Source organism: Gordonia sp. (in: high G+C Gram-positive bacteria), assembly GCF_047606305.1.
Classification (GTDB): Bacteria; Actinomycetota; Actinomycetes; order Mycobacteriales; family Mycobacteriaceae; genus Gordonia.
Map to the genome: position 1 here is coordinate 94,123 of NZ_JASGER010000047.1, position 26,402 is coordinate 120,524.

The window sequence follows — 26,402 nt, forward strand, 5'->3', positions numbered from 1 at the left end:
GAATCATATTCCAGTGGAATTAGATTCCACTGGATCTGGTGAAGGGAGCATCCCATGCCCAACCCCGCACTACCCGCAGCACACGCGGTCTTCGAGGCCATCAACTCCGGCGACCTCTCCGCCATCCCGGACTGCGTGACCGACGACTTCGTCGACCATGGATCGCCGTTCCCCATCCCGCCCGGGCCCGACGGTTACGTCCGCATCCTCACCTGGGTGTCGGGCGTCCTGGCCCTGCGCTACGAAATCGTCGACACCATCACGATCGACGACCGCATCGTCCTGCGCGCGGTGGCCCACGGCTCCGGCGTCGCGCAGATCCACGGCCCCGAGGCCGTGGGCCACGACTACCTCATGCCGACGATCCACATCTACCGCACCGAGGGCACCCGTCTCGCCGAGCACTGGGGAGTGCGCGACGAGGTGGGGGCGATGATCCAGATGGGGGTGATCCCCGCGCCCGACCCGACGGGACTCGACACCGCCACCGGCGAGTAGCGCGCGAAACCCGGCGCCGCCCGGAATGCCCGGGTTAGTGTGGCCTGGCAAAACTTCATTTTCAGAGAGGAAATCTCGTGTCTGAATCCCTCACCCGCCGCGGGCTCGCCGAACTGTTCGGCACCTTCTGGCTCGTGTTCGGCGGCTGTGGTTCCGCCATCTTCGCGGCCAAGGAGATCGCCAACACCGACGACGGCGTCAAGCTGAACATCGGTATCGGCTACATCGGCGTCGCGCTGGCCTTCGGCCTCACCGTGCTGACCATGGTCTACGCCGTCGGCCACATCTCCGGCGGCCACTTCAACCCGGCTGTCTCGCTGGGCGCCGTCGTCGCCGGGCGCATGCCCGCCAAGGATCTGCTGCCCTATTGGGTCGCCCAGGTCATCGGTGGTCTGCTGGCCGGCACCGCGCTGTGGGGCATCGCCAAGGGCCGTCCCGGATTCGAACGGGTCGGGGACATGGCCGCCAACGGTTACGGCGCGCACTCGCCCGACGGCTACTCGCTGGCCTCGGTGCTCATCGCCGAGATCCTGCTGACCGCGTTCTTCCTCATCGTGATCCTCGGTGCCACCGACAAGCGGGCCCCCAAGGGCTTCGCCGGCATCGCCATCGGCTTCACGCTGACCCTGATCCACCTCATCTCGATCCCGATCTCCAACACCTCGGTGAACCCGGCGCGCTCGACCGGCGTCGCGTTCTTCAACCAGGCCGGTGCGGCGGATCAGCTGTGGGTCTTCTGGCTCGCCCCGCTCGTGGGCGCGGCGATCGGTGCGGCGGCCTACGTGCTGCTGTTCACCGACGAGAAGCTGAAGGTCGAGGTCTAGGCCCGATCGTAAACCCAGCGGTTCAGGACAGACCCGACACCGAGAAGGTGTCGGGTCTGTCCCGTTGTGCGGGGTTTGTGCGGGGTCAGCGCTGCCAGGTGTGGCCGAGGTGGGCCTGGCGGCGCATCTGTGCGGCCCAGCCGTCGTCGCCCGGCTCGACGTCGGCGATGGCGGGGGCGGGCGTCGACGCCATCTCCTCGTAGGCCAGCCGGGCGCGGTGCCCGTCGTCGACGAGGGTGGCGACCGTTCCGGCGTCGCGCAGCTCGTCGCGGGCCGCGACCAGCCGGTCGATCGTCTCCGACAGCGCGTTCAGCAGCGCGATGCGGTTCGCCTCGAGCATCGCCCGCTGCAACGCGGGCGCGGTGCCGGCGACGCGCGTCCCGTCGCGGAAGCTGCCGGCCGCCAGGCGCAGCGCCAGTCCGCTCTCGCCGGCCCCGACGGCGGCGGTCGCGGCGGCGGTGAGGTGCGGCAGGTGGGAGATCGCGGCGACGGCCCGGTCGTGGGCGTCGTTGGCCGCGGGCACGACCTGGGCGCCGCAGTCGCGCGCCAGGGTCGCGACGGTGAGCCAGGCCGCCGGATCGGTGTCGTCCTGTGTGGTCACCATCCACATCGCGTCGACGAACAGGTCGGGGTCGGTGGCCGCCCAACCGGATTGGCTCGTCCCGGCCATCGGGTGCCCGCCGACGTAGCGGGCGCCCGGGTGGCACCGCTGGACGGCCTGCGCGACGGGTTCCTTCACGCTGACGACGTCGGTGAGGAGGCAGTCGGGGGCCAGCCGAGCGACCGTCGGCAGCAGGTCGTCGAGCGTGGTCGCCGGCGTGCTCACGACGATCAGCGCACCCTCGTCGGCGGCGCGCCGCAGCACCGCCTCCAGGTCGGTGTCGGCGTCGAACCCGTCCGCGCGCGCGGCCGCCGCGCCATCCTCAGATCGGTTGTAGCCGAAGGCCGTTCGCCCCTCGCGGACCACCGCGCGCAGCACCGAACCGCCGATGAGGCCCAGCCCCAAAACGCAGACCGGCGGGCGCGATGAATCCGTCACCGCTCCAGCGTGTCACATTGTGAAGACGACTTGGGTAAGGCTGCCGGTGCGACTACGGTGACCAGCATGGCCGCGAGCGCGAGTGATTCCGAACCCGAGGGCTTCGCAGTGGCGGTCGTGCGCGAGGAGACCGCCTGGAAGGTCACCCCGCTCGACGCGTCGGCGCTGACCAACCTCGACGACGCCGAGCGGCAACTGCGCGACCTGCGCGCGGCCGGGGCGGCCTTCGGCCTGCTCGACGTCGACGACGAGTTCTTCATCGTCGTGCGGCCGGCTCCCGGCGGCTCCCGACTGCTCGTCTCCGACGCCACCGCCGCACTCGACTACGACGTCGCGGCCGACGTGCTCGACGCCCTCGACGTCGACATCCCGGACTACGACCCCGACGAGCTCGACGACGTCGAGCCGTGGGAGGAGGGCGACCTCGCCGTGCTGTCGGACCTGGGGCTGCCCGACGCGGTGATGAGCGTGATCGTCGGCGACACCGACTTGTACGCCGACGAGCAGATCGGCATGATCGCCGCGCGCATGGGCTTCGCCGACGAGCTGGGCAAGGTCCTCGACTCGCTGGGCCACTAGGCGATGGCGGCCCGCGACGACGAGCGGCTGGTCCGCCTGGCCATCGAGGCCGCCGCCGAATCCGGTCCCGACGACGTGCCGATCGGCGCGGTCGTCATCGACCCCGAGGGATTCGAACTCGCCCGCGCGGGCAACCGGCGCGAGGCCGACGGCGACCCGTGCGCCCACGCCGAGGTGCTCGCCCTGCGGGCGGCCGCGCAGCGGTTCGGCGACGGGTGGCGCCTGGGCGGTTGCACGCTGGCGGTCACCGTCGAACCGTGCACGATGTGCGCCGGCGCCATCGGGCTCGCGCGCATCGACAAGGTCGTGTTCGGTGCGTGGGAGCCGAAGACCGGGGCGGTCGGATCGCTGTGGGACGTGCTGCGCGATCCGCGCCTGTCGCACCGGCCGGAGGTCCGCGGCGGGGTGCTGGTCGACGAGTGCGCCGCGCTGCTGACGGAGTTCTTTTCCGATCACCGCGATCGTTGAACCTGGGTATCCACTGTGAAACGTGGACGCGGCCCAGGGGACGTGGCACATTTAGCGGGTCAGAACATTCCGCGACTTGAAGGAGCACCCCATGTCTGATGCGAGCGACAAGGTCACCGAGGCCGTCAACGCTGCCAAGGAGAAGGTCAGCGACCTGGCCAACAACGAGAAGGTCAGCGAGGTCGTGGACAACGCCAAGGAGAAGCTCGGCGACCTGGCCAACAACGAGAAGGTCAACGAGGTCGTCGAGGGCGCCAAGGAGAAGTTCGGCGAGCTCAAGGACAAGCTGACCGGCGGCGACAAGTAAGTCGTTTCCCCTGCGGCCGTCGAGGCTGCACATCTGTACCGCAGGTGACCTGCTGATTTAGTGTCGGCGGGCGCCTGCGGTACTGTTTTCGGCGGTGGCGTGTCCGAGCGGCCGAAGGTGCAGCACTCGAAATGCTGTGTGCGGTAACCCCGTACCGGGGGTTCGAATCCCCCCGCCACCGCAGGAAGAACAGAACCCCCGGCTCGCCGCTCGCAGCCGGGGGTTCTGCCGTTTCCGGGTCGACGGGCTACGGCGTCAGGAACGCCTTGATGGCCGTGCGGTCGTCCATCGCCCGATACGCGTCGGCGACGTCGGCCAGCGGCACCTTGAGGTCGAAGACGCGACCGGGGTGGAAGTCACCGGAGTAGACGCGGCTGATCAGGTCGGGCAGGTAGTCGCGGACCGGCGCGCCGCCGCCCTGCAATCGGACGTGGTTGGCGAAGAGTTTCCCGGCCGAGAGCTTCACGCCGTGTGGGACGCCGACGAATCCGACGCCGCCGCCCTGTCGGGCCGCGCCGAGCGCGGTGCTCATCGCCTCGTCGGTGCCGACGCACTCGGCGATGCTGTCCGCGCCGATGCCGCCGGTCAGCTCCTTGACGCGCTCGACGGCCTCGTCGCCGCGTTCGGTGACGATGTCGGTGGCGCCGAACTCCTGTGCCACCGCCTGTCGCTGCGGGTGGCGCGACATCGCGATGATCCGCTCGGCACCCAGCTCCTTGGCGGCCAGTACCGCCGACAGTCCGACCGCGCCGTCGCCGACGACCACGGTCGTGTGCCCGGGCCGCACGCCGGCCGCGCGGGCCGCATACCAGCCGGTGCCCATCACGTCGGACAGCGTGAGGAGGTCGGGGAGCATCTCGGCCGAGGGGGTGTCGGGGGTCGGGACCAGGGTGCCGTCGGCCAACGGGATGCGGATGGCCTCGGACTGGCAGCCCGTCACGGGCACCGCTTGCGCGCACCCGGACTGGTAGCCGGCCAGGCAGTGCGGGCAGGTGTTGTCCGACGCGAAGAAGGAGCCGATCACGAATTGGCCGGGCTTGACGGTCGTGACCTCCGATCCCACCTCGCGCACGACCCCGACGTATTCGTGGCCGATGGCCCACGGCTGCTCGAAGGTGTTGATGCCGCGGTAGTACCAGAGGTCCGAGCCGCAGACACACGTCGCCGACGTCTCGATGATGGCGTCGGTGGGTTCGATGATGGCCGGGTCCGGGATCGTTTCGGATCGGACGTCTTCGGGGCCGTGGATCATTGTTCCGCGCATGACTCCACGATATGCCCGTCGACGCATGGCCCGAGCGCCCACTCGGCGCGAATGACCGCCCACTCGGCGGAAAATCAGCGCCCACTCGGCGGGATTGACCGCCCACTCGGCGGAAAATCAGCGCCCACTCGGCGGAGGGGGAAGGGGGGGCTACTGCGGGAAGGAGGCTCCCAGGAAGGTCGAGGAGAGCTGCGCCAGGTGCAGCAGGGGTTCGGGGGCGATGCCGAAGCCGATCGTGACCAGCGCGCAGAGGGCGATCGGGAGGGTCGTGGCCAGGCTCGGCTGGCGGACCTGCACCTCGTCGGCGTCGTCGGCGGGCTCGGTGAAGAACATCGCGACGATGACCCGCAGGTAGAAGTAGGCGGCGACCGCACTGGCCAACACGCCGACGATGACCAGCGCCCAGGCGCCGGACTTCCCGGCGGCGGCGAACACGACGAACTTCGCGATGAACCCGGTGGTGATCGGGATGCCCGCGAACGCCAGGAGGAACAGTGCGAACAGGGCGCCGACGAGCGGTCGGCTGCGGCCGATGCCGGCCCACGAGTCGAAGTCGGTGGCCTCGCGCCCGGCGCCGTCGCGCACCACCGACAGCAGCGCGAAGCCGCCGAAGGCGGAGAAGGCGTAGGTCGCGAGGTAGAACAGGACGGCCGCCAACCCGGCCTCGCTCAGCGCGATGACGCCGAGCAGGATGAACCCGGCGTGCACCATCGACGAGTAGGCGAACATGCGCTTGATGTCGTCCTGGCTGACCGCCATCACCGTCGCGATCACCATCGTCGCGATCGCGACCACCCACAGCGCCGGGCGCCACTCGTGCACCAACGACGGGAACGTCACGTAGAACACGCGGGCCAGCGCGACGAAGGCCGCCACCTTGGTGGCCGACGCCATGAAGGCGGTGATCGGCGTCGGCGCCCCCTGGTAGACGTCGGGCACCCAGGAGCCGAACGGCACCGCGCCGACCTTGAACAGCAGCCCCACCGCCAGCAGCCCCAGTCCGATAAACGCCAGCGTCGAATCGGCCGCGCCGGCGATGGACTTGCCCGCCTCGGCCAGCGACAGGGTGCCGGTCGCGCCGTAGACGAATGACGCGCCGAACAGGAAGAAGGCCGACGAGAATGCACCGAGCAGGAAGTACTTGAGTGCCGCCTCCTGGGACAGCAACCGTCGCCGACGGGCCACGCCGCACAGGATGTAGAGCGGCAGCGAGAAGACCTCCAGGGCGATGAACATCGTGAGTAGATCGCCGGCGGCGCCGAACAGCATCATGCCGCCGGTGGCGAACAGCGCCAGCGGATAGACCTCGGTCGTGCGCGAACCGGCCCGACCGGCGGCCAGCTCGCCCTCCGATCCCGGCACCGTCGACGCGGCCGGGGTGAACGGGTCGGCCACGAGGTCGTCGTCGGCCCGCCCGCCGGCGACGGGCACCGACGAGGCGAGGGCCACCGGTGCCCAGACGTTGTCGAGCCGGCGCTCGCTGCAGACCAGGACGGTCAGGATGCCGACGGCGACGATCACCCCCTGGGCGAAGAGTGCGGGACTGTCGACGACGACCGCGCCGCTCATCGTCGAGCGCTGGTCGCCGTGGGCCAGCCCGAGCGCGATGATGCAGCCGAGACCGCCGAGGAGCCCGAGCAGCGCGACCCCGAGTTGGGCGCCGGCCCGCCAGCGCTTCGGTGCGAAGGCGTCGACGAGGACGGCCAGGACGGCCGCGCCGAAGACGGCGAGCATCGGGGACAGGGCGCGGTAGTCGATGCTGGGCGCGACCATGGCCGCCGCCTGGGAGACGGTGCTCATCCTTGCTCCCCCTCCTGCGGTTCGGGAATGACCGGTCCGGGCGCGGTGTACTCCGGCGGGCCCATCGGTCCGATCGGCGCAGGGGGCGGCGCGGGCGGTTGCGGCGGTGCGACCGGCGGTGCCGGGGCGGGTGCGGGCGGTGGTGCGGGCGTGGGAGCCGAGACCGCCTTGAGTGTGTGGTCGACCGACGGCGTGACCGCGTCGAGCGCCGGTGCCGGCCAGAACCCGAGCACGAGCAGCGCGGCGACGAGGGGCAGCAGCACCGACCGTTCCCGACCGCCCAGATCCGCCATGCCCGTCACACCGTCGACCGGGGGGCCGCCGAACATCCGCTGGTAGGTCCACAGGACGTAGATCGCCGACCCGACGAGCGCGACGGTCGCCACGATCGCGGCCGCCGGATACCGGGTGAAGCTGCCGACCATCACCAGGAACTCGGAGACGAACGGCGCGAGACCGGGCAGTGAGATCGTCGCCAGGCCGGCGACCAGGAACACCGCGGACAGCACCGGCGCGACCTTCTGCACCCCGCCGAAGTCGGCGATCTCCCGGCTGCCCCGTCGGTGCACGAGGAAGCCGGCCACCAGGAACAGCGCGGCCGTCGAGATACCGTGGTTGACCATGTACAGCGTCGCCCCGGCCTGCGACTGCGGGTTCAGTGCGAAGACGCCGAGTACGATGAAGCCGAAGTGGGAGATGGACGTGTAGGCGATCAACCGCATGACGTCGGTCTGCGCGATCGCCAGGATCAGCCCGTAGACGATGCTGACGACCGCGAGCCCGCACATCCACGGGGCGAAGACCTTCGAGGTCTCGCCGAACAGGCCGACGACGAAGCGCAGCATCGCGAAGGTGCCGACCTTGTCCATCACGGCCATCATCAGCACGCCCGTGGACGGGGTGCCGGCGACGGCCGCGTCGGGCAGCCAGGCGTGCACCGGCCAGACCGGCGCCTTCACCGCGAAGGCAAAGAGGAAGGCGCCGCAGATCGCAATCCCGGCGCCGCCCCCGACGTCGACCTTGCCGTCGGCGATCGCCTTGGTGATCTCGGCCAGCCCGAAGGTGCCGCCGCCGTCGTCGCCGAGCCCGGCGCGCGAGGTCAACACCCACAGCCCGATGACGCCGGCGAGCATCACCAGACCGCCGAAGAGGTTGTACAGCAGGAACTTCAGCGCGGCCCGCGCCCGCACCGCCCGGTCCAGCTCGCCCCAGCCGCCGACGAGGAAGTACATCGGGATGAGCATCGCCTCGAAGACGAGGTAGAACAGCAGGATGTCGGTGGCGACGAAGCTGAGCAGCACCATCGCCTCCACGGCCAGCGTCAACGCTACGTAGATGCTCGGGTCGGTCTCCGACGCGTCGCGTCCCACGTGCCGGGACGCGAGGAGCAGCAGCGGCACCAGCGCGGTGGTCAGCAGGACGAGCACCAGGCCGATGCCGTCCAGGCCCAGGTCGTAGCGCGCACCGATCGCCGGGATCCACCGGTGCGACTCGGTCAGGTCGAACCGCGGTCCGCGATGGTGGGCGGCGGCCGTCGCGATCGACCAGCCGAGCGTGAGGACCGAGACCGTCAGCCCCGCGTACACCGGCCAGTGTCGACGGTGCTCACCGGTGCGGATCAGCGCGACGCCGATCGCGCCGAGCGCGGGCAGTAGCCAGAGGATGCTCAGCCACGGAATCGAGTTCATGTCAGCGCCACCCCCACCACGACCGCGACGACGATGACCGCGCCGGACAGGATCGTCAGCGCATACGACCGCACGTATCCGTTCTGCGCCCGCCGCAACAGCTGCGACCCTCCGCCGACGCCGAGCGCCAGACCCTGCTCGGCACCGGCGAATCCGCGGTCCTCGACGACGCGCAGCCCCTTGGCGAGGTATTGGCCGGGCACCATCAGCACCGTCTCGTTGATGCGGTCGCCGTAGAGGTCGGCCCGCGCCGCGCGGGTCAGCGGCGAGCCGGCGGGTGCGGTCCGCGGCACCGTTTCGCGGTACCGGTACCAGGCCAGCGCGATTCCCGCGGCCACGACCGCCAGCACGCCGAGGCTGACCAGCCAGGCGGGCACCGGCAGCTCGTGGTGGGCCTCGCGGGTGACCGGCTCGAGCCAGTGCGTCAACCGGCCGCCGATGATCAGCAGCGCCCCCGACGCGACCGACCCGACGGCCAGCACGATCATCGGGCCGGTCATCGACGGCGGCGCCTCGTGCGGCTGCGCGCCGTCGTCCCACCGCGGCTCGCCGAAGAAGGTCAGCAGCATCACGCGGGTCATGTAGAAGGCGGTCAGTGCGGCGCCGAGCACGCACGCGATGCCGAGCAGCGGCCCGCGGACCCCGCCCGCGCCGAAGGCGGCCTCGATGATGTGGTCTTTGGTGAAGAACCCGGCGAGCGGTGGGATCCCGATGATCGCCAGGTAGGCCAGGCCGAAAGTGGCGAAGGTGATCGGCATCCGGGTGCGCAGCCCGCCGTAGCGGCGCATGTCGGTCTCGTCGCCCATCGCGTGCATCACCGCGCCGGAGCCGAGGAACAGGCCGGCTTTGAAGAAGCCGTGGGCGAGCAGGTGCGCGATGGCGAACACGTACCCGGCGGGTCCGAGTCCGGCGGCCAGGACCATGTAGCCGATCTGGCTCATCGTCGACGCGGCCAGCGCCTTCTTGATGTCGTCCTTGGCGCAGCCGATGATCGCGCCGAACAGCACCGTCACCGCCCCGACGACCAGCACCACCGTCTGCGCGGTCGGGGCCTCCTCGAACACGGCCCCCGAGCGCACGATCAGGTAGACGCCGGCGGTGACCATCGTCGCCGCGTGGATCAACGCGGAGACCGGCGTCGGACCCTCCATCGCGTCTCCCAGCCACGATTGCAGGGGCACCTGCGCCGACTTGGCGCAGGCGGCCAGCAGCAACATCAGGCCCAGCGCCGTGAGCGTGGACTCCGATGCGGTGTGCGCCCACGCCAGCACCTCGGTGACCTTGAAGGAGCCGAGGTTGGCGAAGACGATCATCAGCGCGATCACAAAGCCCATGTCGCCGACCCGGTTGACGACGAAGGCCTTCTTCGCCGCCGTCGCCGCGGACTTCTTGTACTGCCAGAACCCGATCAGCAGGTAGGAGGCCAGGCCCACCCCCTCCCAGCCGGCGTACATCAGGACGTAGTTGTCGGCCAGCACCAGCACCAGCATCGCCGCGAGGAACAGGTTGAGGTACGCGAAGAACCGTCGACGATCCGGGTCGTGGCTCATGTACCCGATCGAATAGACGTGGATGAGGAGCCCGACACCGGTGATCAGCAGGATGAAACACACCGAGAGCTGGTCGAGGTAGAGCGCGAAGTCCACTCGCAGCTTGTCGACCGGGATCCAGCTGTACAGGACGTTGGTGATCGACCGGTCCTCCTCGTCGCGCCGCAGCATCCGCAACCACAGGGTCACCGACAGCACGAAGGAGGCGCCGACCACCGCGGTGGCGAGCCAATGTCCCCACCGATCGCCGCGCCGACCGACCAGCAGCGTCACCGCGGCGCCGGCGGCCGGCAGCGCGGGCACCAGCGGCAGGAGCTGGATGGACGTGTTGCTCATCGACGCCTCACCGGGCCAGCAGGTTCGCGTCGTCGACCGACGCCGAGCGCCTGGTCCGGTAGATGGTCATGATGATGGCCAGCCCGACGACGACCTCCGCCGCCGCGACCACCATGGTGAAGAACGCGATGACCTGTCCGTCGAGGGTGCCGTGCATCCGTGCGAAGGTCACGAACGACAGGTTCGCCGCGTTCAGCATCAGCTCGACGCACATGAACACGACGATCGCGTTGCGCCGCAACAGGACGCCGGCGGCGCCGATCGTGAACAGCAGCGCGGCGACGTACAGGTAGTTGGCGGGGTTCACGAGTCCTCGCTCTCGATCGGTCGGTCGGCGGCCGGAGTGTCGTCCGAGCCGCCGCCCAGGGTCCGGTTCACCGACAGGTGCGCCGGCGAGCCGTCGGGCAACCGCGCGGGGGTGTCGACGGAGTTGTGCCGGGCGAAGACTCCCGACGGGGGCAGTGGCGTCGGCGGGACCGGCGAGTCGGCGCGGAACCGGGCGATCGACATCTCCCGCTGGGTCGGTCGCGCGGTGATCCGGGGCCGGTGCGCGAGGACCATCGCGCCCAGCGTCGCGGTGATGAGCAGCGCGCCGGTGAGCTCGAAGGCCCACAGGTACTTGCCGAAGATCAGTTCGGCGAGCTCGACGACGGCCTGGTTGCCGCCGGTCTCGGTGCCGAAGCCGAGGAAGGCGTCGAGCGCGGCCCGGCCGATGCCCGCGATCAGCAGGGCGCCGAATCCCAATCCCAGGCCGACGGCGACGAACCGCTGCCCCCGGATGGTCTCCTTCAACGAGTCGGAGGAGTCGACGCCGATCAGCATGATGACGAACAGGAACAACATCATGACCGCGCCGGTGTAGACGACGATCTGCACGACGCCGAGGAACAGGGCGCCCTGCGCGATGTAGAACACCGCCAGGATCAGCATCGTCATGGCGAGGAACAGTGCCGAGTACACGGCCTTCGGTGACACGACCACCCCGAGGGCGCCCAGCACGACGATCACGCCGAGTACCCAGAACTGCACCGATTCCCCGGTCGAGGTGCGGGCCAGTTCGGCGACGAAGCCCACGCTCGTCGCACCCAGCGCCGCCGTCATCGCGGCGACTCCGCGGATTCCTCCGGGTCTGCGGTCGCCTCTCCCTCGCCGGCCCGTCCCGCCCGACCGAGGTAATAGTCGACGGCCCGCGCGGGCTTGTGCTGCGGCGTCGGCTCCGCGCCCGACGGGGGTGGGGCCAGCAGCCGGTCCTTCTCGTAGATGAGGTCGGCGCGGTTGTCGTCGGCGAGCTCGAACTCGTTCGTCATCGTCAAGGCCCGCGTCGGGCAGGCCTCGATGCACAACCCGCAGCCGATGCAGCGCAGGTAGTTGATCTGGTACACCCGGCCGTACCGCTCGGCGGGGGAGTAGCGCTCTTCGTCGCTGTTCTGGGCGCCCTCGACGAAGATCGCGTCCGCCGGGCAGGCCCACGCGCACAGTTCGCAGCCGATGCACTTCTCCAGCCCGTCGTCGTACCGGTTCAGCTGGTGGCGGCCGTGGTAGCGCGGTGCGACCTTGGCCGGTTCCTCCGGGTACTGCTGGGTGACCGGTTCGCGGAACATCCCCCGGAACATCTCGCCGAAGCCGGCGATCGGTTTGCCGAAATCAGACATTGCTCACCTCCGGGACTCGGGCGGATCGGGCCGCGGGCAGCGGCGGCGTCGGGAATCCGGCGTCGACGCCCGGCGCAGCGGGTGGTGGCGCGAGTGCCTCGGCGGGGGCGCGCATCGCGCGGACGATCCCGGCGAGCAGGGCGACGGCGACCAGGACGCCGGCACCGGCGAGGATCAGCGCGCGCGTGCCGTCGGCGGAGTGCATCGTCGCCGCCCGGATCAGCGCCACGACGACCACCCACGCCAGCGAGGTCGGGATCAGCACCTTCCAGCCCAGGTTCATGAACTGGTCGTAGCGCAGCCGCGGCAGCGTCGTGCGCAGCCAGATGAACACGAACATGAACACCCACACCTTGGCGACGAACCACACCACCGGAAGCCAGCCCGAGTTCGCGCCGGGGAGCAGGCTCAGCGGCCACGGGGCCATCCATCCGCCGAGGAACAGCGTCGTCGCCAGGGCGGACACCGTCGTCATGTTGATGTACTCGGCGAGCATGAACATCGCGAACTTCAGGGACGAGTACTCGGTGTGGAAGCCGCCGACGAGTTCGCCCTCGGCTTCGGGCAGGTCGAAGGGCGCGCGGTTCGTCTCGCCGACCATCGAGATGGCGTAGATGACGAACGACGGAAGGAGCAGCAGGATGAACCAGTGCCGGTGCTGGCTGCTGATGATCTCCGACGTCGACATGGTCGAGGACAGCAGGAAGACCGCGGCGAAACACAGGCCCATCGCGATCTCGTAGGAGATGACCTGCGCGGTCGAGCGCAGTCCGCCCAGCAGCGGGTAGGTGCTGCCCGACGACCAGCCGGCCAGCACGATGCCGTACACGCCGATGGAGGTGATGGCCAGGATGAACAGCACGGCGACCGGCAGGTCGGTCAGCTGGAGCGGAGTGTGATGGCCGAAGACCGACACCATCGGCCCGAACGGGATGACCGCGAAGGCGGTGACCGCCGGGATGACCGCGATGATCGGCGCGAGCAGGTAGATCGGCTTGTCCACGCCGACCGGGGTGAGGCCCTCCTTGAGCGCCAGTTTCACGCCGTCGGCGAGACTCTGCAGCGCCCCGTGCCAGCCGACGCGGTTGGGCCCGAGGCGGCGCTGCATCCGGGCCATGACCTTGCGCTCGGCGAGGATCGCGACCAGGACGGTCAGCACCAGGAAGACGAAGACCACCACCGCTTTGGCGACGACCAGCCACCACGGGTCGTGGCCGAAGGAGTCCAGGTTAGGGAAGGTCATCCGCGCGCCTCCTCGCTCGAGAGTGCGACGACGTCGCCCGGGCGGGCCCCCAGGTCCGGGTAGATTCGGCAGCCGGGCGAGTTCATCGGCAGCCACACGACCCCGTCGGGCATGTCGGTGACGACCAGCGGCAGGGTGACCGACCCGGTCTTGCCGGTGACGGTCAGCCTCTTCCCATCGGTCGCGCCGGTCTGCGCGGCGGTGGCCGCCGACAGTCGGGCGACCGGCGCGTGGGCGGTCGCGGCGAGGTTGGGCTCGCCGTCCTGCATGCGCCCGGCGTCCAGGAGCAGTCGCCAACTGGCCAGCAGCGCGTGCCCGGTGTTGGGGGCGACCGGTTCCGGACTCGGTGCGGCGGGCAGGTCGGCCCGCTTGCCGGTCCACGCGCCCATGCGCTGCAGCTCGGCGTGCACGTCCTCGGCGGTGTCGCAGGCCAACGGCATGCCGGCCTCCTTCGCGAGGGCGCCGAGGACCCGGTGATCGGACATCGCGCCGCGGCCGTCGACCGACGGACCGAAGGCGCGGGGGCGGCCCTCCCAGTCGACGAAGGTGCCCGACTTCTCCGCGACCGCGGCCACCGGCAGCACCACGTCGGCGTACTCGGTGACCGCCGACGGCCGCTGTTCGAGGCTGACGACGAAGCGTGCCGCCGACAGTGCGGCCCGCGCGGTCTCCACGTCGGGCAGGTCGTCGAGTTCGACCCCGCCGACGAGCAGCGTGTCGAGCCGCTGTCCGGCGAGGGCGTCGAGGATCGCCGGTGCGGTGCGGCCCAGGTGGTCGGGCAGGTCGTCGGTCCCCCAGACCGCCGCGATCTCGGCGCGGGCCTGTGCGTCGGCGACCGGGCGACCGCCGGGCAGCAGGTTGGGCAGTGCGCCGACGTCGGCGGCCCCGCGCTCCCCGGCGCGGCGCGGAACCCAGGCGAGGGCGGCCCCGGTGTGCTCGCCGACGGTGGCCGCGAGCGTCAGGGCTCCCGGGCTCAGCGCGAGCCGCTCGCCGAGCAGCAGCACCGCCCCGGGGGTGGACAGCAGCTGCTGGGTGTACGAGTCCGCGAGGGCGGTCGCCTCGCCGCCGGGCAGGCAGTCGATCCGCGTGCCGGACATCTTGGTCAGCCCGCGCGTGGACCACGGCGCGATCGAGAACACCTTGGTCCGCCCGGCGCGCACCGCCTTGCGCAGCCGCAGGAAGATCATCGGCGACTCCTCCTCCGGCTCGAGGCCGGCGAGCAGCACCACGGGCGCCGTGTCCAGGTCGGTGTAGGTCACCGGCATTCCGGCGGCGGCGATCTGGTGGGCGAGGAAGTCGGTTTCCTCCTCGCTGCAGGCGCGGGCGCGGAAGTCGACGTCGTTGGTGCCCAGCACCGTCCGGGCGAACTTGCTGTACGCGTAGGCGTCCTCCACCGTCGCGCGGCCCCCGACGAGCACGCCCGCACGGGTGTCGGCGAGTCCGGCGGCGGCGACCGCCAGCGCGTTCGGCCAGGAGGACGGGTGCAGCTGGCCGTCGTCGCCGCGGACCAGCGGCACGGTCAGCCGGTCGGCCTGCTGCGCGTAGGCGAACGCCCAGCGGCCCTTGTCGCAGTTCCACTCCTCGTTGACGGCGGGATCGTCGCCGGCGAGGCGGCGCAGCACCTTGCCGCGGCGCTCATCGGTGCGCTGGGCGCAGCCGCCGGCGCAGTGCTCGCAGACACTCGGCGTCGACGCCAGGTCGAACGGCCGGGCGCGGAAGCGGTAGGTCGTGTTGGTCAGCGCCCCGACCGGGCAGATCTGCACGGTGTTGCCCGAGAAGTAGGAGTCGAAGGGGTCGTCCTCATAGGCGTTCACCTGCTGCAGCGCGCCGCGGTCGGCGAGGTCGATGAGCGGGTCCCCGGCGATCTCGTCGGCGAACCGGGTGCAGCGCGCGCACAGAATGCAGCGCTCGCGGTTGAGGATCACCTCGGCCGAGAGCTTCACCGGCTTGGTGTACCGCCGCTTCTCGCCGTCGAACCGGGTGTCGGGGCTGGCCGCGCCCATCGCCTGGTTCTGCAGGGGGCATTCGCCGCCCTTGTCGCAGGTGGGGCAGTCGAGGGGGTGGTTGATGAGCAGCAGCTCCATCACCCCGTGTTGGGCGCGCGCCGCGTCGTCGGAGGTGGCCTGGGTGCGCACGATCATCTCGTCGGCGACGGTCGTGGTGCACGAGGCCATCGGCTTGCGCTGCCCCTCGACGTCGACGAGGCACTGCCGGCAGGCGCCGACCGGGTCCAACAGCGGGTGGTCGCAGAAGCGGGGGATCTCGATGCCGAGCATCTCGGCGGCGCGGATCACCAGGGTGCCCTTGGGCACCGTGATCGACTGCCCGTCGATGGTGAGGGTCACCAGGTTCGTCTCGACCGTCGTCATCGCGCACCTCCCCGGTAGGTCACCGAGTCGGCCGGGTCGTAGGGGCACCGACCCAGGCGGGCGTGTTCGAGGTACTCGTCGCGGAACAGCCGCAGCGACGAGGTGATCGGCGCACCGGCCGCGTCGCCGAGTGCGCAGAAGGCCTTGCCGACGATGCTGTCGGTGATGTCGAGGAGCTTGTCCAGGTCGCCGGGGCGGCCCTGCCCGTCCTCGAGTCGCTGCATCATCTCGACGAGCCAGTAGGTGCCCTCGCGGCAGGGCGTGCACTTGCCGCAGGACTCGTGCTTGTAGAACTCGCTCCAGCGCAGCACCGTGCGCAGCACGCAGGTCGTCTCGTCGAACAGCTGCAGCGCCTTGGTGCCGAGCATCGATCCGGCCTCGGCGACGCCCTCGTAGTCCAGCGGCACGTCCAGGTGATCGGCGGTGAACAGCGGCGTCGACGACCCACCGGGGGTCCAGAACTTCAACTCGTGGCCCGGGCGCATGCCGCCGGCGAGGTCGAGCAACTCGCGCAGGGTGATGCCCAGCGGGGCCTCGTACTGCCCGGGGTTGGCCACGTGCCCGGACAGCGAGTACAGCGTGAAGCCGGGGGACTTCTCGGTGCCCATCTGTCGGAACCAGTCGGCGCTGTTGCGCAGGATGGCCGGGACGCTGGAGATCGACTCGACGTTGTTGACGACGGTCGGGCTGGCGTAGAGGCCGGCGACCGCGGGGAAGGGAGGGCGCAGGCGGGGCTGGCCGCGGCGGCCCTCGAGCGAATCGAGCAGCGCCGTCTCCTCGCCGCAGATGTAGGCGCCGGCGCCGGCGTGCACGACGATGTCGAGGTCGAAATCCGAGCCGAGGATGTTCGGGCCGAGCAGGCCCGCGTCGTAGGCCTCGGCGACGGCGTCGCGCAGCCGGGCGATGACCGAGGCGACCTCGCCGCGGACGTAGATGAACGCGTGGTTGCTGCGGATCGCGTAGCTGGCGATGATCATGCCCTCGATCAACGTGTGCGGCGAGGCCAGCATGAGCGGCATGTCCTTGCAGGTGCCGGGCTCGGACTCGTCGGCGTTGACCACCAGGTAGTGGGGTTTGTCGTCGCCCTGAGCGCCGGGAGCGGAGCGAGCGGGCTCATTCGAGCGCTGCGGGATGAACGACCATTTGGTGCCGACCGGGAAGCCGGCACCGCCGCGGCCGCGCAGCCCGGAGGCCTTGACGATCTCGATGACCTCGTCCGGCGACAGGGTCAGCGCCTCGCGCAGGCCGTGGTACCCGTTGGCGTAGCGGTAGCTCTCCAGCGTCCACGACTGCGGCTGCCCCCAGTTGCTGCTCAGCACGGGCGGCTTCGGCGGTTCGACGATCCGCTCGCCGAGGCTGAACGGCGTGCGGTCGTCGGGGTGGGGCGGCTCGGGGGTGTCCGCGCCGGCCAGCAGGCGGGACACCTTGCGGAAGGAGCAGAGAGTCGGCACGCCGCGACTGGGCGCGAGGTCGACGCCGGCACGCAGGTCGTCGACGAGTTCGACGGCCGAGGTCGGGGACTGGTCGTCGAAGTACTCCCAGTTGACCATGACGACGGGGGCGTAGTCGCAGGCCGCGTTGCACTCGACGTGCTCGAGGGTGATGCGCCCGTCCGAGGTCGTCTCGCCGGGCTGCACGCCGAGGTGCTCGGACAGCGTCGCGAGGATGTCGTCGCCGCCCATCACCGCGCAGGTGGCGTTGGTGCAGACGCCGACGAGGTATTCGCCGGTGGGCCGCTGGCGGTACATCGAGTAGAAGGTCGCGACGGCGGCGACCTGGGCGCGGGTGAGACCGAGCCGGTCGGCGCAGAACGCGATTCCGGCCTTGGTGAGGTAGCCGTCGCGGGACTGCACCAGGTGCAGCAGCGGCAACAGGGCCGACCGCGACTGCGGGTAGCGGGCGACGATGGCGTCGGCGTCGACGGCCAGCGAGGCGGTGGCCTTCTCCGAGTACTCGTCCGGCCCGTCGAAGGTGATCTGCGGGTGCGGCTCGCCGTCGTGGCTGGGCATGCCGAGGGCGATGGGCTGCGGCTCCGACGCGGCCCGGGTCGGGTCCAGTTCGGTGGTCATCGGTCCACCCCTCCCATGACCGGGTCGATGCTGGCGACCGCGGTGATGACGTCGGCGACCATCCCGCCCTCACACATTGCGGCCACCGCCTGCAGGTTCGTGAACGACGGGTCGCGGAAGTGCACCCGGTACGGGCGGGTGCCGCCGTCGGAGACCATGTGCACGCCGAGTTCGCCGCGGGGCGATTCGATGGCCGTGTAGCACTGGCCGGGCGGGACCCGGAAGCCCTCGGTGACCAGCTTGAAGTGGTGGATCAGCGATTCCATCGACTGGCCCATGATCTTGGCGATGTGCTCGGGGGAGTTGCCCAGCCCGTCGGGGCCGAGCTCGAGGTCGGCGGGCCAGCCCAGCTTGCCGTCGTCGACGATGACCGGGCCCGGCTCGGCGAGCCGCTCGACGCACTGCCGCGCGATCTTCAGCGACTCGTGCATCTCGGCGACGCGGACCAGGTACCGCCCGTAGGAGTCGCAGGTGTCGACGACGGGGACGTCGAAGTCGTAGTCCTCGTAGCCGCAGTAGGGGGCCGAGCGGCGCAGGTCGTGCGGCAGGCCGGTCGCGCGCAGGCAGGGCCCGGTGACGCCGAGGGCCATGCAGCCGGCGAGGTCGAGGTAGCCGACGCCCTGGGTGCGGGCCTTCCAGATGTAGTTCTCGGTGAGCAGCGTCTCGACCTCGCCGATCTGCTCGGGCAGGACGTCGAGCGTCTCGGTGATCTTCTCGAGTGTGCCCTCGGGCAGATCCTGCGCTACGCCGCCGGGCCGGATGAAGGCGTGGTTCATGCGCAGCCCGGTGATCGACTCGAAGACGTCCAGGATGGTTTCGCGGGCGCCGAAGCCGAGGAACATCGGCGACATCGCGCCGAGCTCGAGGCCGCCGGTGGCGAGCGCGACCAGGTGCGAGGAGATCCGGTTGAGCTCCATCAGCAGCACGCGGATCACGGTGGCCCGCCGCGGGATCTCGTCGGTGATGCCGAGGAGTCTCTCGACGCCCAGGCAGTAGGCCACCTCGTTGTGGAAGGGCGCGAGATAGTCCATCCGGGTCACGAAGGTGACGCCCTGCGTCCAGGTGCGGAACTCGAGGTTCTTTTCGATGCCGGTGTGCAGATAGCCGATGCCGCACCGGGCCTCGGTGACCGTCTCGCCGTCGATCTCCAGGATCAGCCGCAGGACGCCGTGCGTCGACGGGTGCTGCGGACCCATGTTGACGACGATCCGCTCCTCGCCGGGCTCGGCGGCGGCCCGCTCGCGGACGGCGGCGACGACCTCGTCCCAGTCGCGCCCGGTGACCCCGATGGTGCTCACTTGTAGGACCTCCGACGGTCGGGGGGCTGGACGGTCGTGCCCTTGTACTCGACCGGCACACCGCCGAGCGGATAGTCCTTGCGCTGCGGGTGGCCCTCCCAGTCGTCGGGCATCTCGATGCGGGTCAGCGCGTGGTGCCCGTCGAAGACGATCCCGAAGAAGTCGTAGGTCTCGCGCTCGTGCCAGTCGTTGGTCGGGTAGACGCGGCAGATGCTGGGGATGTGCGGGTCGGCGTCGGGGGCGCACACCTCCAGGCGCACGACGCGGTTGTGCGTGATCGACTGCAGCGGGTAGACGGCGTGCAGCTCGCGGCCGGTGTCGTCGGGGTAGTGCACGCCCGAGACGCCGCGGCACAGTTCGAAGCGCAGCGCCGGCTCGTCGCGCAGGACGGCGGCGACGATCGGCAGGTAGTCGCGGGCGATGAAGACGGTGAGCTCGCCGACGTGGACGTGGGCCTTCTCGATCGCCGCATCGGGGGCCACGTCGTGGGAGGCCAGCGCCGTCCGCAGGTTGTCCAGGAGGTCGTCGAAGTAGCCGCCGAACGGCGGGGTCGTGGTGCCGCCGAGTTCGACGGCCCGGGTGAGCCGGCCGTAGCCGGAGGTGTCGCCGCTGCCCTCGTTGCCGAACAGTCCGGTGCGCGTGGCGATGGTCTCCGGCGCCGCCCCGGGCCGGCGCGCGAGGTCGCTCATCGCAGCAACCCCTTGAGCTCGATGGTGGGTGTGGCGGCCAGCGCGGCCTGCTCGGCGGCGGCGATCGCCTCGGCCCGGTTGGCGCCCAGCGGCATCTCCTGGATCTTCTCGTGGAGTTTGAGGATCGCGTTGAGGAGCATCTCCGGGCGCGGCGGGCAGCCGGGCAGGTAGATGTCGACCGGGACGATGTGGTCGACGCCCTGGACGATCGCGTAGTTGTTGAACATCCCGCCCGACGATGCGCAGACGCCCATCGCGAGCACCCACTTGGGCTCGGCCATCTGGTCGTAGATCTGCCGCAGCACCGGCGCCATCTTCTGGCTCACCCGGCCGGCGACGATCATCAGGTCGGCCTGTCGCGGGGAGGCGCGGAACGCCTCCATGCCGAAGCGCGCGAGGTCGTAGCGGCCCGACGTCGTGGCCATCATCTCGATGGCGCAGCACGCCAGGCCGAAGGTCGCGGGCCAGAGCGACCCCTTGCGCATGTATCCGGCCAGTCCCTCGACCGTGCTCAGCAGGAAGCCGCTGGGGACCTGTTCCTCGATGCCCATCGTTCACTCCCAACCCAGTCCGCCGCGACGCCATTCGTAGGCGTAGGCGACGGACACGTTGACGATGAACAGGGCCATGGCGGCCAGTCCGAACCAGCCGAGCGAGTCGAAGGCGACGGCCCACGGATAGAGGAAGACGATCTCGATGTCGAAGATGATGAACAGCATCGCGGTGAGGTAGTACTTCACCGGAATCCGTTGCACCGCACGGTCTTGCGGCAGCGGTTCGATGCCGCACTCGTAGGCGTCGAGCTTCGCGCGGTTGGCCCGACGGGGGCCCACGAAGGACGCGACCCCGACCGAGAACACCGCGAACGCGGCCGCGATCCCGCCGAGGACGAGGATCGGCAGATAGGCGTTCATTCGATATCACCTCCGCAAGGGGAGTGGCTGATGTGATCTGAGTCTCACACTACTCACGGCACGCGATCCGTGCGCCGCGCTTTCGCCGAGCGTGCCCAGAATCTCGCCGAGCGTGCCCAGAATCTCGTCGAGTGGGCGCAGATTCTCGCCGAGTGGGCGACGATCTCCGCCGAGTGGGCGATCCCGCTCAGACCGGGATGCGGCTGCCCAACACCACGACCTGGTCGCGCGGCAGTTGGAAGTGATCACTCACATCCGCCTTCACGAACGTCGACGCGATGAACAGCCGCTTGCGCCATGCGGCCATGCCGGGTCGGTCGCTGTAGTCGAGCTCGGCCGTCGAGAGGAAGTAGGTGACGTCGTCGACGTCGAACGGTTCACCGTCATCCCACGGGGACAGCGCGGACAGCGCCGCCGGGACGTCGGGCGGTTCGGCGTAACCAAAGCGGATGGTGGCCCCGCGCACCCAGCCGGCCGACCCGGCGTCGAGGGCGCGCAGTTCCACGCGGTCGGCCGGGGCGACGCGGGGGACCGTCGCCACCACGACCGTCGCGATCAGCACGCGCCGGTGTCGCACCCGGTTGTGGGCGACGTTCGACCGGAAGGCGAGCGGTGCGGAGGCGAGGTCGCGGTTGAGGAACACCGCGGTGCCCTCCACGACGTCGACCGGCGGTTTCCCGTCGGCCAGATCGTCGACGAAGGCGTCGAGGGAGCCCTCCAGGGCGCTGCGCCGCGCCTGGGTGAGTTTGCTGCCGCGGTCCCAGGTGGTCATCACGGCGAACACCGTCACGCCGATCACCAGGGGTAGCCACGCGCCGTGCAGCAGCTTGGTGACGTTTGCGGCGAAGAACAGGAGGTCGACGGCGAGCAGCGCCGCGGCCACGGGCGCGAGAAGCCACCACGGCACGTTCCAGCGTCGGCGGGCGACGACGAAGAACAGCAGTGTCGTCACGCTGATGGTCGCGGTCACGGCCATGCCGTACGCGTACGCGAGCGCGGCGGAACTGCGGAACGCGAAGACCAGGGTGATCACCGAGACCATCAGCAGCCAGTTCAGCCACGGGATGTAGATCTGGCCGTAGGTGCGGTCGGAGGTGTGCACCACGCGCAGGCGCGGCAGGTAGCCGAGTTGCCCGGCCTGCGACGTCACCGAGAACGCGCCGGAGATGACCGCCTGCGCGGCGATGACGGTCGCGAAGGTGGTCAGCACCACCAGGGGGATGCGCAGCGCGTCGGGGCTGAGGAGGAAGAACGGCGCCGACGCGTCACGGGGGTCGTGCAGGATGAGCGCACCCTGGCCGAGGTAGCAGAGGACGAGGGCCGGTGCGACGAGGGCGACCCAGGCGAGGGTGATCGACGGGCGACCGAAGTGGCCCATGTCCGCGTACAGCGCCTCGGCGCCGGTCACCGCCAGCACGACGGCCGCCAGCGCGAAGAAGGCCACGCCCGGGTGGTGGACCGCGAAGTCGACGGCGTACGACGGCGACAGCGCCCGCACGATTTCCGGCTCCACCAGGATCCCCTTGACGCCGAGCGCCGCGATGACGCCGAACCACACGACCATCACCGGGCCGAACACCCGGCCGACCACGCCGCTGCCGAACCGTTGGACCAGGAAGAGGGCGAACACGATGATCGCGGTCAGCGGCACCACCAGGTGGCGCAGACCGGGGTCGACGGTGCCGATGCCCTCCACGGCCGAGAGCACCGAGATCGCCGGGGTGATCATGCTGTCGCCGAGGAACATCGCGGCGCCCAGGAGACCGAGCGCGATCAGCACCCGCAGGACGCCCGGCCGGAATCCGGCGGACCACCGTCGTAGCAGGGTGATGAGTGCCAGGATGCCGCCTTCCCCGTCGTTGTCGGCGCGCATGGCCAGCAGGACGTAGGTGACGGTCACGATGATCATCACCGACCAGAAGATCAGCGACACGACGCCGTAGACGTTCTCGGGTGTGGGCGCGATCGGATGGGGGTCGCCGGGGTTGAAGAGCGTTTGCAGGGTGTAGATCGGGCTGGTGCCCAGGTCGCCGAACACCACGCCCAGTGCGCCGAGCACCAGGCCGGCGCGCAGCGGGTGGACCGGGATCGGGTCCGTCGTCATTTCCGCCAATCTACGCCCGGATGAGCTCGGTCATCACCGAGCCGAGTTCGACCGGGTCGACGGGCAGGCTCGCCGTCGCGTCGGCGCGCGACCAGTCGGCGAGCCAACGGTCGGCCGTGCGGGCGATCAGGACGAGCAGCGGCGGGCACGGGTCGTACTCGTCGCGGATCTGCTTGGCCAGGCCCATGCCCCCGACCGGCGACGCCTCGCCGTCGAGGATCACCAGGTCCAGTTGGCCGTCGTCGAGTTTGCCGAGCACCGCCGGGCCGGTGGCGAGCTCGGTGAAGGCGAGTTCGGGAAGGTCGGGGTGCAGCGTGGTGCCGAGCGCGGTGACGACCTGCCGCCGGGTGAGCACGTTGGGGGAATAGACGCCGACGCGAAGCGCGATCCGGGGCGTTTCGGCTGTGTCGCTCACGCCGCCGATGCTAGCGCCGACGCGGCGCGGGTGATGACACAATCGGTGCCATGTCCGCTTCGTCGCGTCCCCGGGCCGCCGTCATCGGGGGCGGTATCGGCGGGCTGTGCGCGGCCATCGCGCTGCGCCGACGGGGGTGGGACGTCGAGGTCTTCGAGGAGACCGAGAGCGTCGTCGTCGGTGCGGGGATCACCCTCTGGTCCAATGGGTTGGCCGCGTTGGGGGTGCTGGGGGTCGCCGACGAGGTGCGCACGGCCGGCACCGACATGACCGGCGTGCGGATCGTCGACTCGACCGGTCGCGAGCTCATGCGCCAGCAGTCGCGCCCGGGGAGCCTCGTCGCACTTCATCGCCGCGACCTCAACGGCGCGCTGCTGTCGGCGCTGCCCGGTGACGTCGTGCGGACCTCGACACCGGCGACCGTCGTCGACGCCGGGCGCGGGGTGGTCGAGGCCGACGGTCGCGAGGCGCACTACGACCTGGTCGTCGCCGCGGACGGGGTGCACAGTCGGACACGGCTGCGGTGGTGGCCGGAGGCCGACGGTGAGCGCGACTGCGGGATCCGCGCCTGGCGGGCGGTCGTCGACGGTGCGGCCGACGAGGCGATGACGGTGTGGGGCCCGGCCGGCGAGTGCGGGATCCTGCCCCTGCCCGACGACACGACGTACGTCTTCGCAGCCTCCCGCGGACCCGCGCGCGCCGGCGGGCTGTCCTACTTCGATGATTGGGTCGACCCGGTCCCGACGCTGCTGCACCGGATCGCCGAGCCGATCGTCCACGACCTCACCGACCTGGACCCGGTTCGACAGCCGGTCAAGGGGGCCACGGTGTTGATCGGCGACGCCGCGCACGCGATGCGGCCGCACCTCGGTCAGGGCGCCGGACTGTCGATCGAGGATGCCGTCGTGCTGGCCGAGCACTGCGACCCGTCGGGTGCCTTCGACGGCGCCGGATTCGCCAGGGCTCGTCGTCGACGATGGTCGACGGTGGCGTTCCTGGCCCGCCGTGCGACGAGCGTGATGATGCCGACGAACCCGGTCACCGGACTGGCGCACACGCTGGTGCCATTGGTGCCGGACCGTTTGATGGGGGCGAGCGTCGAGCGGATCGCCGACTGGCGGCCCTGAATTCTGGGCACGCTCGGCGAGATTCTGGGCACGCTCGGCGAAAATCTGGGCACGCTCGGCGAGATGCGGGGTCAGTGGGCGGTGGAGAAGCCCGACCGTCGTGCGTGGACCTCGAGTGCCAACTGGACCAGCCGGTCGATCAGCGACGAATAGGGCAGGCCGGTGGCCTCCCACATCTTCGGGTACATCGACGCCGGGGTGAAGCCGGGGATCGTGTTGATCTCGTTGAGCAGCCAACCCCGGCCCGGGCCGTCGCGGTAGGACTCCTCGTAGAAGAAGTCGACGCGCGCCAGACCCTGGCAGCGCAGGGCCCGGTAGCAGCGGATCGCCAGGTCGCGGACCTCGTCGACGACGGCATCGGGCAGCTCGGCGGGGATCTGCAGGGCCGCGTTGCCGGTGACGTACTTGTCCTCGTAGTCGTAGAACTCCGCACCGGGCAGCACCTCGCCCGGCAGCGACGCCTCCGGCGCGGCGTTGCCCAGCACCGCGACCTCGATCTCGCGCGCGGTGATGCCCTCCTCGATGACGAGCACGTCGTCGTAGGCGAGCGCGGTCTTGAGCGCGACGGCGAGTTCGGCCTCGTCGTGGGCCTTGGTGATGCCCACCGACGACCCCATGTTCGCGGGCTTCACGAAAACGGGCAGCCCGAGGTCGTCGACGGCCTTCGTGATGGTCTGCCGCTCGTCGTCGATGCCGTCGCGGTGCTCGATCCACTTGCACTGCGGGATGTCGCGGTAGGCGGCGACGTCCTTGGCCATCGCCTTGTCCATGCACACGGCCGAGCCGAGGACCCCCGACCCGACGTAGGGCAGCCCGAACAGCTCGAGCATCCCCTGGAGCGTCCCGTCCTCGCCGTGCGGCCCGTGCAGGAGCGGCAGCACGACGGTCTTCGCGTCGGCATTCTCCCCACGCAGTGCGGCCAGCGGTTCGACGGCGCGTCCCTCGGGGGCCAGCGAGTTGCCCAGTGGCGCGCCGGCGGCGAGCGCCTCGACGGCCGCGGTCGGTCGGACCCACTGCCCGGCGCGCGTGATGGCGACGGGGACCAGGTCGTAGCGGGAGCGATCGGCGGCCGCCAGCACATGGGCGGCGGTGATGCAGGAGATGTCGTGCTCGGCGGAGGCGCCGCCGAAGAGGACGACGAGGCGCAGCTTTGACTCGGCGGCGTCGGGCATGGCTGCAACCTTACGGTGGTCCGGCGGCCGGTGCCGAATCGAATTCCGGCCGGTGGCGGCCCCGCTGTAGCGTGGACGCGTGCATTTCACCTCCGCAGAGATCGCCGCGGCCACCGGTGGCGCCGCCACCGGCGCCGATGTCACCGTCGACGGCGCGAGCATCGACTCGCGCACCCTCGAGGCCGGGCAGCTGTTCGTCCCGATCGTCGCCGAGCGCGACGGCCACGACTTCCTGCCCGCCGCCCTCGCCGCCGGCGCACCCGCGTACCTCACCAGCCGCGACGACACCCCGCCGCCGGACGGCGTGGCGGCCATCCGCGTGCCGGACAACGCCCTGGCGCTGCGCGCACTCGGTCGCGCGGCCCGCGCCCGCATCGGCGACCGCGTCGTCGGCGTCACCGGTTCGGTCGGCAAGACCTCGACGAAGGACCTGTTGGCCGGCGTCCTGGAGACGACCTACCGCACGACGGCGAGCGCCAAGTCCTTCAACAACGAACTGGGCCTGCCACTGACGCTCTTCGGCGCCGACGACGGTACGCAGGCCGCGGTCCTGGAGATGGGGGCGCGCGGCATCGGCCACATCGCGACGCTGTGCGACATCGCCGCCCCGACGGTCGGCGTGCTGACCCGCGTCGAGGGCGTGCACCTGGAGAACTTCGGCTCGATCGAAGCGGTCGCGCAGACCAAGGGCGAGCTGGTCGAGTGCCTGCCCGACAGCGGCATCGCCGTGCTGAACGCCGACGACCCGAACGTCGCCGCCATGGCCCACCGGACCACCGCGCGCGTGCTCACCTACAGCGCCGACGGCAACAAGGCCGACCTCACCGCGAGCGGGGTGAGCCTCGACGACGAGCTGCGCGCCTCCTTCACGCTGCACTCCCCGTGGGGGAGCGTGCCGGTGCGCCTGGGCGCGCGCGGCGAGCACCAGGTCGGCAACGCACTGGCCGCCGCGGCGGCCGGGGCGGGGCTCGGCGTCGACCTCGAGCAGGTGGCCGCC

The 26,402-nt window shown here is 70.6% G+C and carries 25 protein-coding genes and 1 tRNA gene; 8 read left to right on the forward strand and 18 right to left on the reverse strand.

Annotated features, from left to right (window positions below; genetic code table 11):
* Nucleotides 1-54 precede the first annotated feature (54 nt).
* Together QM634_RS07330 and aqpZ are read left to right on the forward strand one after the other, a co-directional pair.
* On the forward strand, nt 55-498 hold the full coding sequence (locus tag QM634_RS07330) for an ester cyclase (protein WP_415042112.1): 444 nt from the start codon (nt 55-57) through the stop codon (nt 496-498).
* Between the two features lie 77 nt (nt 499-575).
* Nucleotides 576-1,322 (forward strand): aquaporin Z, encoded by a 747-nt coding sequence (gene aqpZ, locus QM634_RS07335; RefSeq protein WP_415042113.1) that lies wholly within the window; start codon nt 576-578, stop codon nt 1,320-1,322.
* 85 nt (nt 1,323-1,407) lie between these two features.
* On the opposite strand, the gene QM634_RS07340 is transcribed toward aqpZ, so the two are convergent.
* Nucleotides 1,408-2,361, reverse strand: coding sequence for a prephenate dehydrogenase (locus QM634_RS07340; RefSeq protein ID WP_415042114.1), 954 nt, complete (start codon nt 2,359-2,361; stop codon nt 1,408-1,410).
* 66 nt (nt 2,362-2,427) lie between these two features.
* Between QM634_RS07340 and QM634_RS07345 the strand changes: the two genes are divergently transcribed.
* The 4 genes from QM634_RS07345 to QM634_RS07360 all read left to right on the forward strand — a co-directional run bounded on the left by QM634_RS07345 (nt 2,428) and on the right by QM634_RS07360 (nt 3,896).
* The gene (locus QM634_RS07345) at nt 2,428-2,940 is read left to right on the forward strand and encodes a tRNA adenosine deaminase-associated protein (protein ID WP_415042115.1); all 513 of its coding nucleotides are present in this window, start codon (nt 2,428-2,430) and stop codon (nt 2,938-2,940) included.
* Nucleotides 2,941-2,943: 3 nt separating this feature from the next.
* Entirely contained in the window at nt 2,944-3,408 is a 465-nt protein-coding gene (locus tag QM634_RS07350; RefSeq protein ID WP_415042116.1) for a nucleoside deaminase, read from the forward strand.
* A 91-nt stretch (nt 3,409-3,499) separates the two neighbouring features.
* Entirely contained in the window at nt 3,500-3,715 is a 216-nt protein-coding gene (locus QM634_RS07355) for a hypothetical protein (protein ID WP_415042117.1), read from the forward strand.
* Between the two features lie 93 nt (nt 3,716-3,808).
* A tRNA-Ser gene (locus tag QM634_RS07360) sits at nt 3,809-3,896 on the forward strand.
* A gap of 66 nt (nt 3,897-3,962) precedes the next feature.
* Here QM634_RS07360 and QM634_RS07365 read toward each other — a convergent pair.
* The 16 genes from QM634_RS07365 to QM634_RS07440 form a co-directional block, all read right to left on the reverse strand.
* Complete coding sequence (locus QM634_RS07365) at nt 3,963-4,979, reverse strand: zinc-dependent alcohol dehydrogenase family protein (protein WP_415042118.1); 1,017 nt, start codon at nt 4,977-4,979, stop codon at nt 3,963-3,965.
* A gap of 150 nt (nt 4,980-5,129) precedes the next feature.
* Entirely contained in the window at nt 5,130-6,779 is a 1,650-nt protein-coding gene (gene nuoN / locus QM634_RS07370) for an NADH-quinone oxidoreductase subunit NuoN (protein WP_415042119.1), read from the reverse strand.
* On the reverse strand, nt 6,776-8,467 hold the full coding sequence (locus QM634_RS07375) for an NADH-quinone oxidoreductase subunit M (protein ID WP_415042120.1): 1,692 nt from the start codon (nt 8,465-8,467) through the stop codon (nt 6,776-6,778). The genes nuoN and QM634_RS07375 overlap by 4 nt, the downstream gene beginning before the upstream one ends.
* Nucleotides 8,464-10,353, reverse strand: a complete 1,890-nt coding sequence (nuoL, locus tag QM634_RS07380) for an NADH-quinone oxidoreductase subunit L (protein WP_415042121.1) — start codon at nt 10,351-10,353, stop codon at nt 8,464-8,466. The genes QM634_RS07375 and nuoL overlap by 4 nt, the downstream gene beginning before the upstream one ends.
* 7 nt (nt 10,354-10,360) lie before the next feature.
* Entirely contained in the window at nt 10,361-10,660 is a 300-nt protein-coding gene (gene nuoK, locus QM634_RS07385; RefSeq protein ID WP_415042122.1) for an NADH-quinone oxidoreductase subunit NuoK, read from the reverse strand.
* Nucleotides 10,657-11,454, reverse strand: a complete 798-nt coding sequence (locus QM634_RS07390; RefSeq protein ID WP_415042123.1) for an NADH-quinone oxidoreductase subunit J — start codon at nt 11,452-11,454, stop codon at nt 10,657-10,659. The genes nuoK and QM634_RS07390 overlap by 4 nt, the downstream gene beginning before the upstream one ends.
* Nucleotides 11,451-12,005 (reverse strand): NADH-quinone oxidoreductase subunit NuoI, encoded by a 555-nt coding sequence (gene nuoI, locus QM634_RS07395; protein ID WP_415042124.1) that lies wholly within the window; start codon nt 12,003-12,005, stop codon nt 11,451-11,453. The genes QM634_RS07390 and nuoI overlap by 4 nt, the downstream gene beginning before the upstream one ends.
* On the reverse strand, nt 11,998-13,248 hold the full coding sequence (gene nuoH, locus QM634_RS07400; RefSeq protein ID WP_415042125.1) for an NADH-quinone oxidoreductase subunit NuoH: 1,251 nt from the start codon (nt 13,246-13,248) through the stop codon (nt 11,998-12,000). The genes nuoI and nuoH overlap by 8 nt, the downstream gene beginning before the upstream one ends.
* Entirely contained in the window at nt 13,245-15,617 is a 2,373-nt protein-coding gene (locus QM634_RS07405; protein ID WP_415042126.1) for an NADH-quinone oxidoreductase subunit G, read from the reverse strand. Before QM634_RS07405 ends, nuoH begins: the two co-directional genes overlap by 4 nt.
* Nucleotides 15,614-17,686 carry an NADH-quinone oxidoreductase subunit NuoF gene (nuoF, locus tag QM634_RS07410; RefSeq protein ID WP_415042127.1) on the reverse strand — a complete coding sequence of 691 codons (2,073 nt, stop codon included), beginning with the start codon at nt 17,684-17,686 and terminating at the stop codon, nt 15,614-15,616. Before nuoF ends, QM634_RS07405 begins: the two co-directional genes overlap by 4 nt.
* On the reverse strand, nt 17,683-18,984 hold the full coding sequence (locus QM634_RS07415) for an NADH-quinone oxidoreductase subunit D (RefSeq protein WP_415042128.1): 1,302 nt from the start codon (nt 18,982-18,984) through the stop codon (nt 17,683-17,685). Before QM634_RS07415 ends, nuoF begins: the two co-directional genes overlap by 4 nt.
* Nucleotides 18,981-19,673, reverse strand: a complete 693-nt coding sequence (locus QM634_RS07420) for an NADH-quinone oxidoreductase subunit C (RefSeq protein WP_415042129.1) — start codon at nt 19,671-19,673, stop codon at nt 18,981-18,983. Before QM634_RS07420 ends, QM634_RS07415 begins: the two co-directional genes overlap by 4 nt.
* Nucleotides 19,670-20,224 (reverse strand): NuoB/complex I 20 kDa subunit family protein, encoded by a 555-nt coding sequence (locus QM634_RS07425; RefSeq protein ID WP_415042130.1) that lies wholly within the window; start codon nt 20,222-20,224, stop codon nt 19,670-19,672. The genes QM634_RS07420 and QM634_RS07425 overlap by 4 nt, the downstream gene beginning before the upstream one ends.
* A 3-nt stretch (nt 20,225-20,227) precedes the next feature.
* Entirely contained in the window at nt 20,228-20,587 is a 360-nt protein-coding gene (locus tag QM634_RS07430; protein ID WP_415042131.1) for an NADH-quinone oxidoreductase subunit A, read from the reverse strand.
* A 187-nt stretch (nt 20,588-20,774) separates the two neighbouring features.
* A complete protein-coding gene (locus QM634_RS07435; RefSeq protein ID WP_415042132.1) occupies nt 20,775-22,691 on the reverse strand; it encodes a potassium transporter Kup in 1,917 nt (638 codons plus the stop codon).
* Nucleotides 22,692-22,701: 10 nt separating this feature from the next.
* A complete protein-coding gene (locus tag QM634_RS07440) occupies nt 22,702-23,106 on the reverse strand; it encodes a hypothetical protein (RefSeq protein ID WP_415042133.1) in 405 nt (134 codons plus the stop codon).
* 50 nt (nt 23,107-23,156) lie between these two features.
* Here QM634_RS07440 and QM634_RS07445 point away from each other — a divergent pair, with 50 nt between their 5' ends.
* Nucleotides 23,157-24,233: an FAD-dependent monooxygenase gene (locus tag QM634_RS07445; RefSeq protein ID WP_415042134.1), complete on the forward strand. Its 1,077-nt coding sequence runs from the start codon at nt 23,157-23,159 to the stop codon at nt 24,231-24,233.
* Nucleotides 24,234-24,304: 71 nt separating this feature from the next.
* Here QM634_RS07445 and QM634_RS07450 read toward each other — a convergent pair whose 3' ends face one another.
* Nucleotides 24,305-25,405 (reverse strand): D-alanine--D-alanine ligase family protein, encoded by a 1,101-nt coding sequence (locus QM634_RS07450; protein WP_415042135.1) that lies wholly within the window; start codon nt 25,403-25,405, stop codon nt 24,305-24,307.
* Nucleotides 25,406-25,484: 79 nt separating this feature from the next.
* Between QM634_RS07450 and QM634_RS07455 the strand changes: the two genes are divergently transcribed.
* Nucleotides 25,485-26,402, forward strand: a 918-nt coding sequence (locus tag QM634_RS07455) for a UDP-N-acetylmuramoyl-tripeptide--D-alanyl-D-alanine ligase (protein ID WP_415042136.1), incomplete at its 3' end; no start/stop codon positions are given.

Bases quoted from the DNA above. Each gene is read 5' to 3' on its own strand.
- QM634_RS07375 (WP_415042120.1), bottom strand. From the start codon at position 8,467: ATGAACTCGATTCCGTGGCTGAGCATCCTCTGGCTACTGCCCGCGCTC.
- QM634_RS07345 (WP_415042115.1), top strand. From the start codon at position 2,428: ATGGCCGCGAGCGCGAGTGATTCCGAACCCGAGGGCTTCGCAGTGGCG.
- QM634_RS07450 (WP_415042135.1), bottom strand. From the start codon at position 25,405: ATGCCCGACGCCGCCGAGTCAAAGCTGCGCCTCGTCGTCCTCTTCGGC.
- QM634_RS07365 (WP_415042118.1), bottom strand. From the start codon at position 4,979: ATGCGCGGAACAATGATCCACGGCCCCGAAGACGTCCGATCCGAAACG.
- QM634_RS07355 (WP_415042117.1), top strand. From the start codon at position 3,500: ATGTCTGATGCGAGCGACAAGGTCACCGAGGCCGTCAACGCTGCCAAG.
- QM634_RS07350 (WP_415042116.1), top strand. From the start codon at position 2,944: ATGGCGGCCCGCGACGACGAGCGGCTGGTCCGCCTGGCCATCGAGGCC.
- nuoL (WP_415042121.1), bottom strand. From the start codon at position 10,353: ATGAGCAACACGTCCATCCAGCTCCTGCCGCTGGTGCCCGCGCTGCCG.
- nuoN (WP_415042119.1), bottom strand. From the start codon at position 6,779: ATGAGCACCGTCTCCCAGGCGGCGGCCATGGTCGCGCCCAGCATCGAC.
- QM634_RS07435 (WP_415042132.1), bottom strand. From the start codon at position 22,691: ATGACGACGGACCCGATCCCGGTCCACCCGCTGCGCGCCGGCCTGGTG.
- QM634_RS07405 (WP_415042126.1), bottom strand. From the start codon at position 15,617: ATGACGACGGTCGAGACGAACCTGGTGACCCTCACCATCGACGGGCAG.
- QM634_RS07445 (WP_415042134.1), top strand. From the start codon at position 23,157: ATGTCCGCTTCGTCGCGTCCCCGGGCCGCCGTCATCGGGGGCGGTATC.
- nuoF (WP_415042127.1), bottom strand. From the start codon at position 17,686: ATGACCACCGAACTGGACCCGACCCGGGCCGCGTCGGAGCCGCAGCCC.
- nuoI (WP_415042124.1), bottom strand. From the start codon at position 12,005: ATGTCTGATTTCGGCAAACCGATCGCCGGCTTCGGCGAGATGTTCCGG.
- QM634_RS07430 (WP_415042131.1), bottom strand. From the start codon at position 20,587: ATGAACGCCTATCTGCCGATCCTCGTCCTCGGCGGGATCGCGGCCGCG.
- QM634_RS07390 (WP_415042123.1), bottom strand. From the start codon at position 11,454: ATGACGGCGGCGCTGGGTGCGACGAGCGTGGGCTTCGTCGCCGAACTG.
- QM634_RS07330 (WP_415042112.1), top strand. From the start codon at position 55: ATGCCCAACCCCGCACTACCCGCAGCACACGCGGTCTTCGAGGCCATC.
- nuoH (WP_415042125.1), bottom strand. From the start codon at position 13,248: ATGACCTTCCCTAACCTGGACTCCTTCGGCCACGACCCGTGGTGGCTG.
- QM634_RS07425 (WP_415042130.1), bottom strand. From the start codon at position 20,224: ATGGGCATCGAGGAACAGGTCCCCAGCGGCTTCCTGCTGAGCACGGTC.
- QM634_RS07420 (WP_415042129.1), bottom strand. From the start codon at position 19,673: ATGAGCGACCTCGCGCGCCGGCCCGGGGCGGCGCCGGAGACCATCGCC.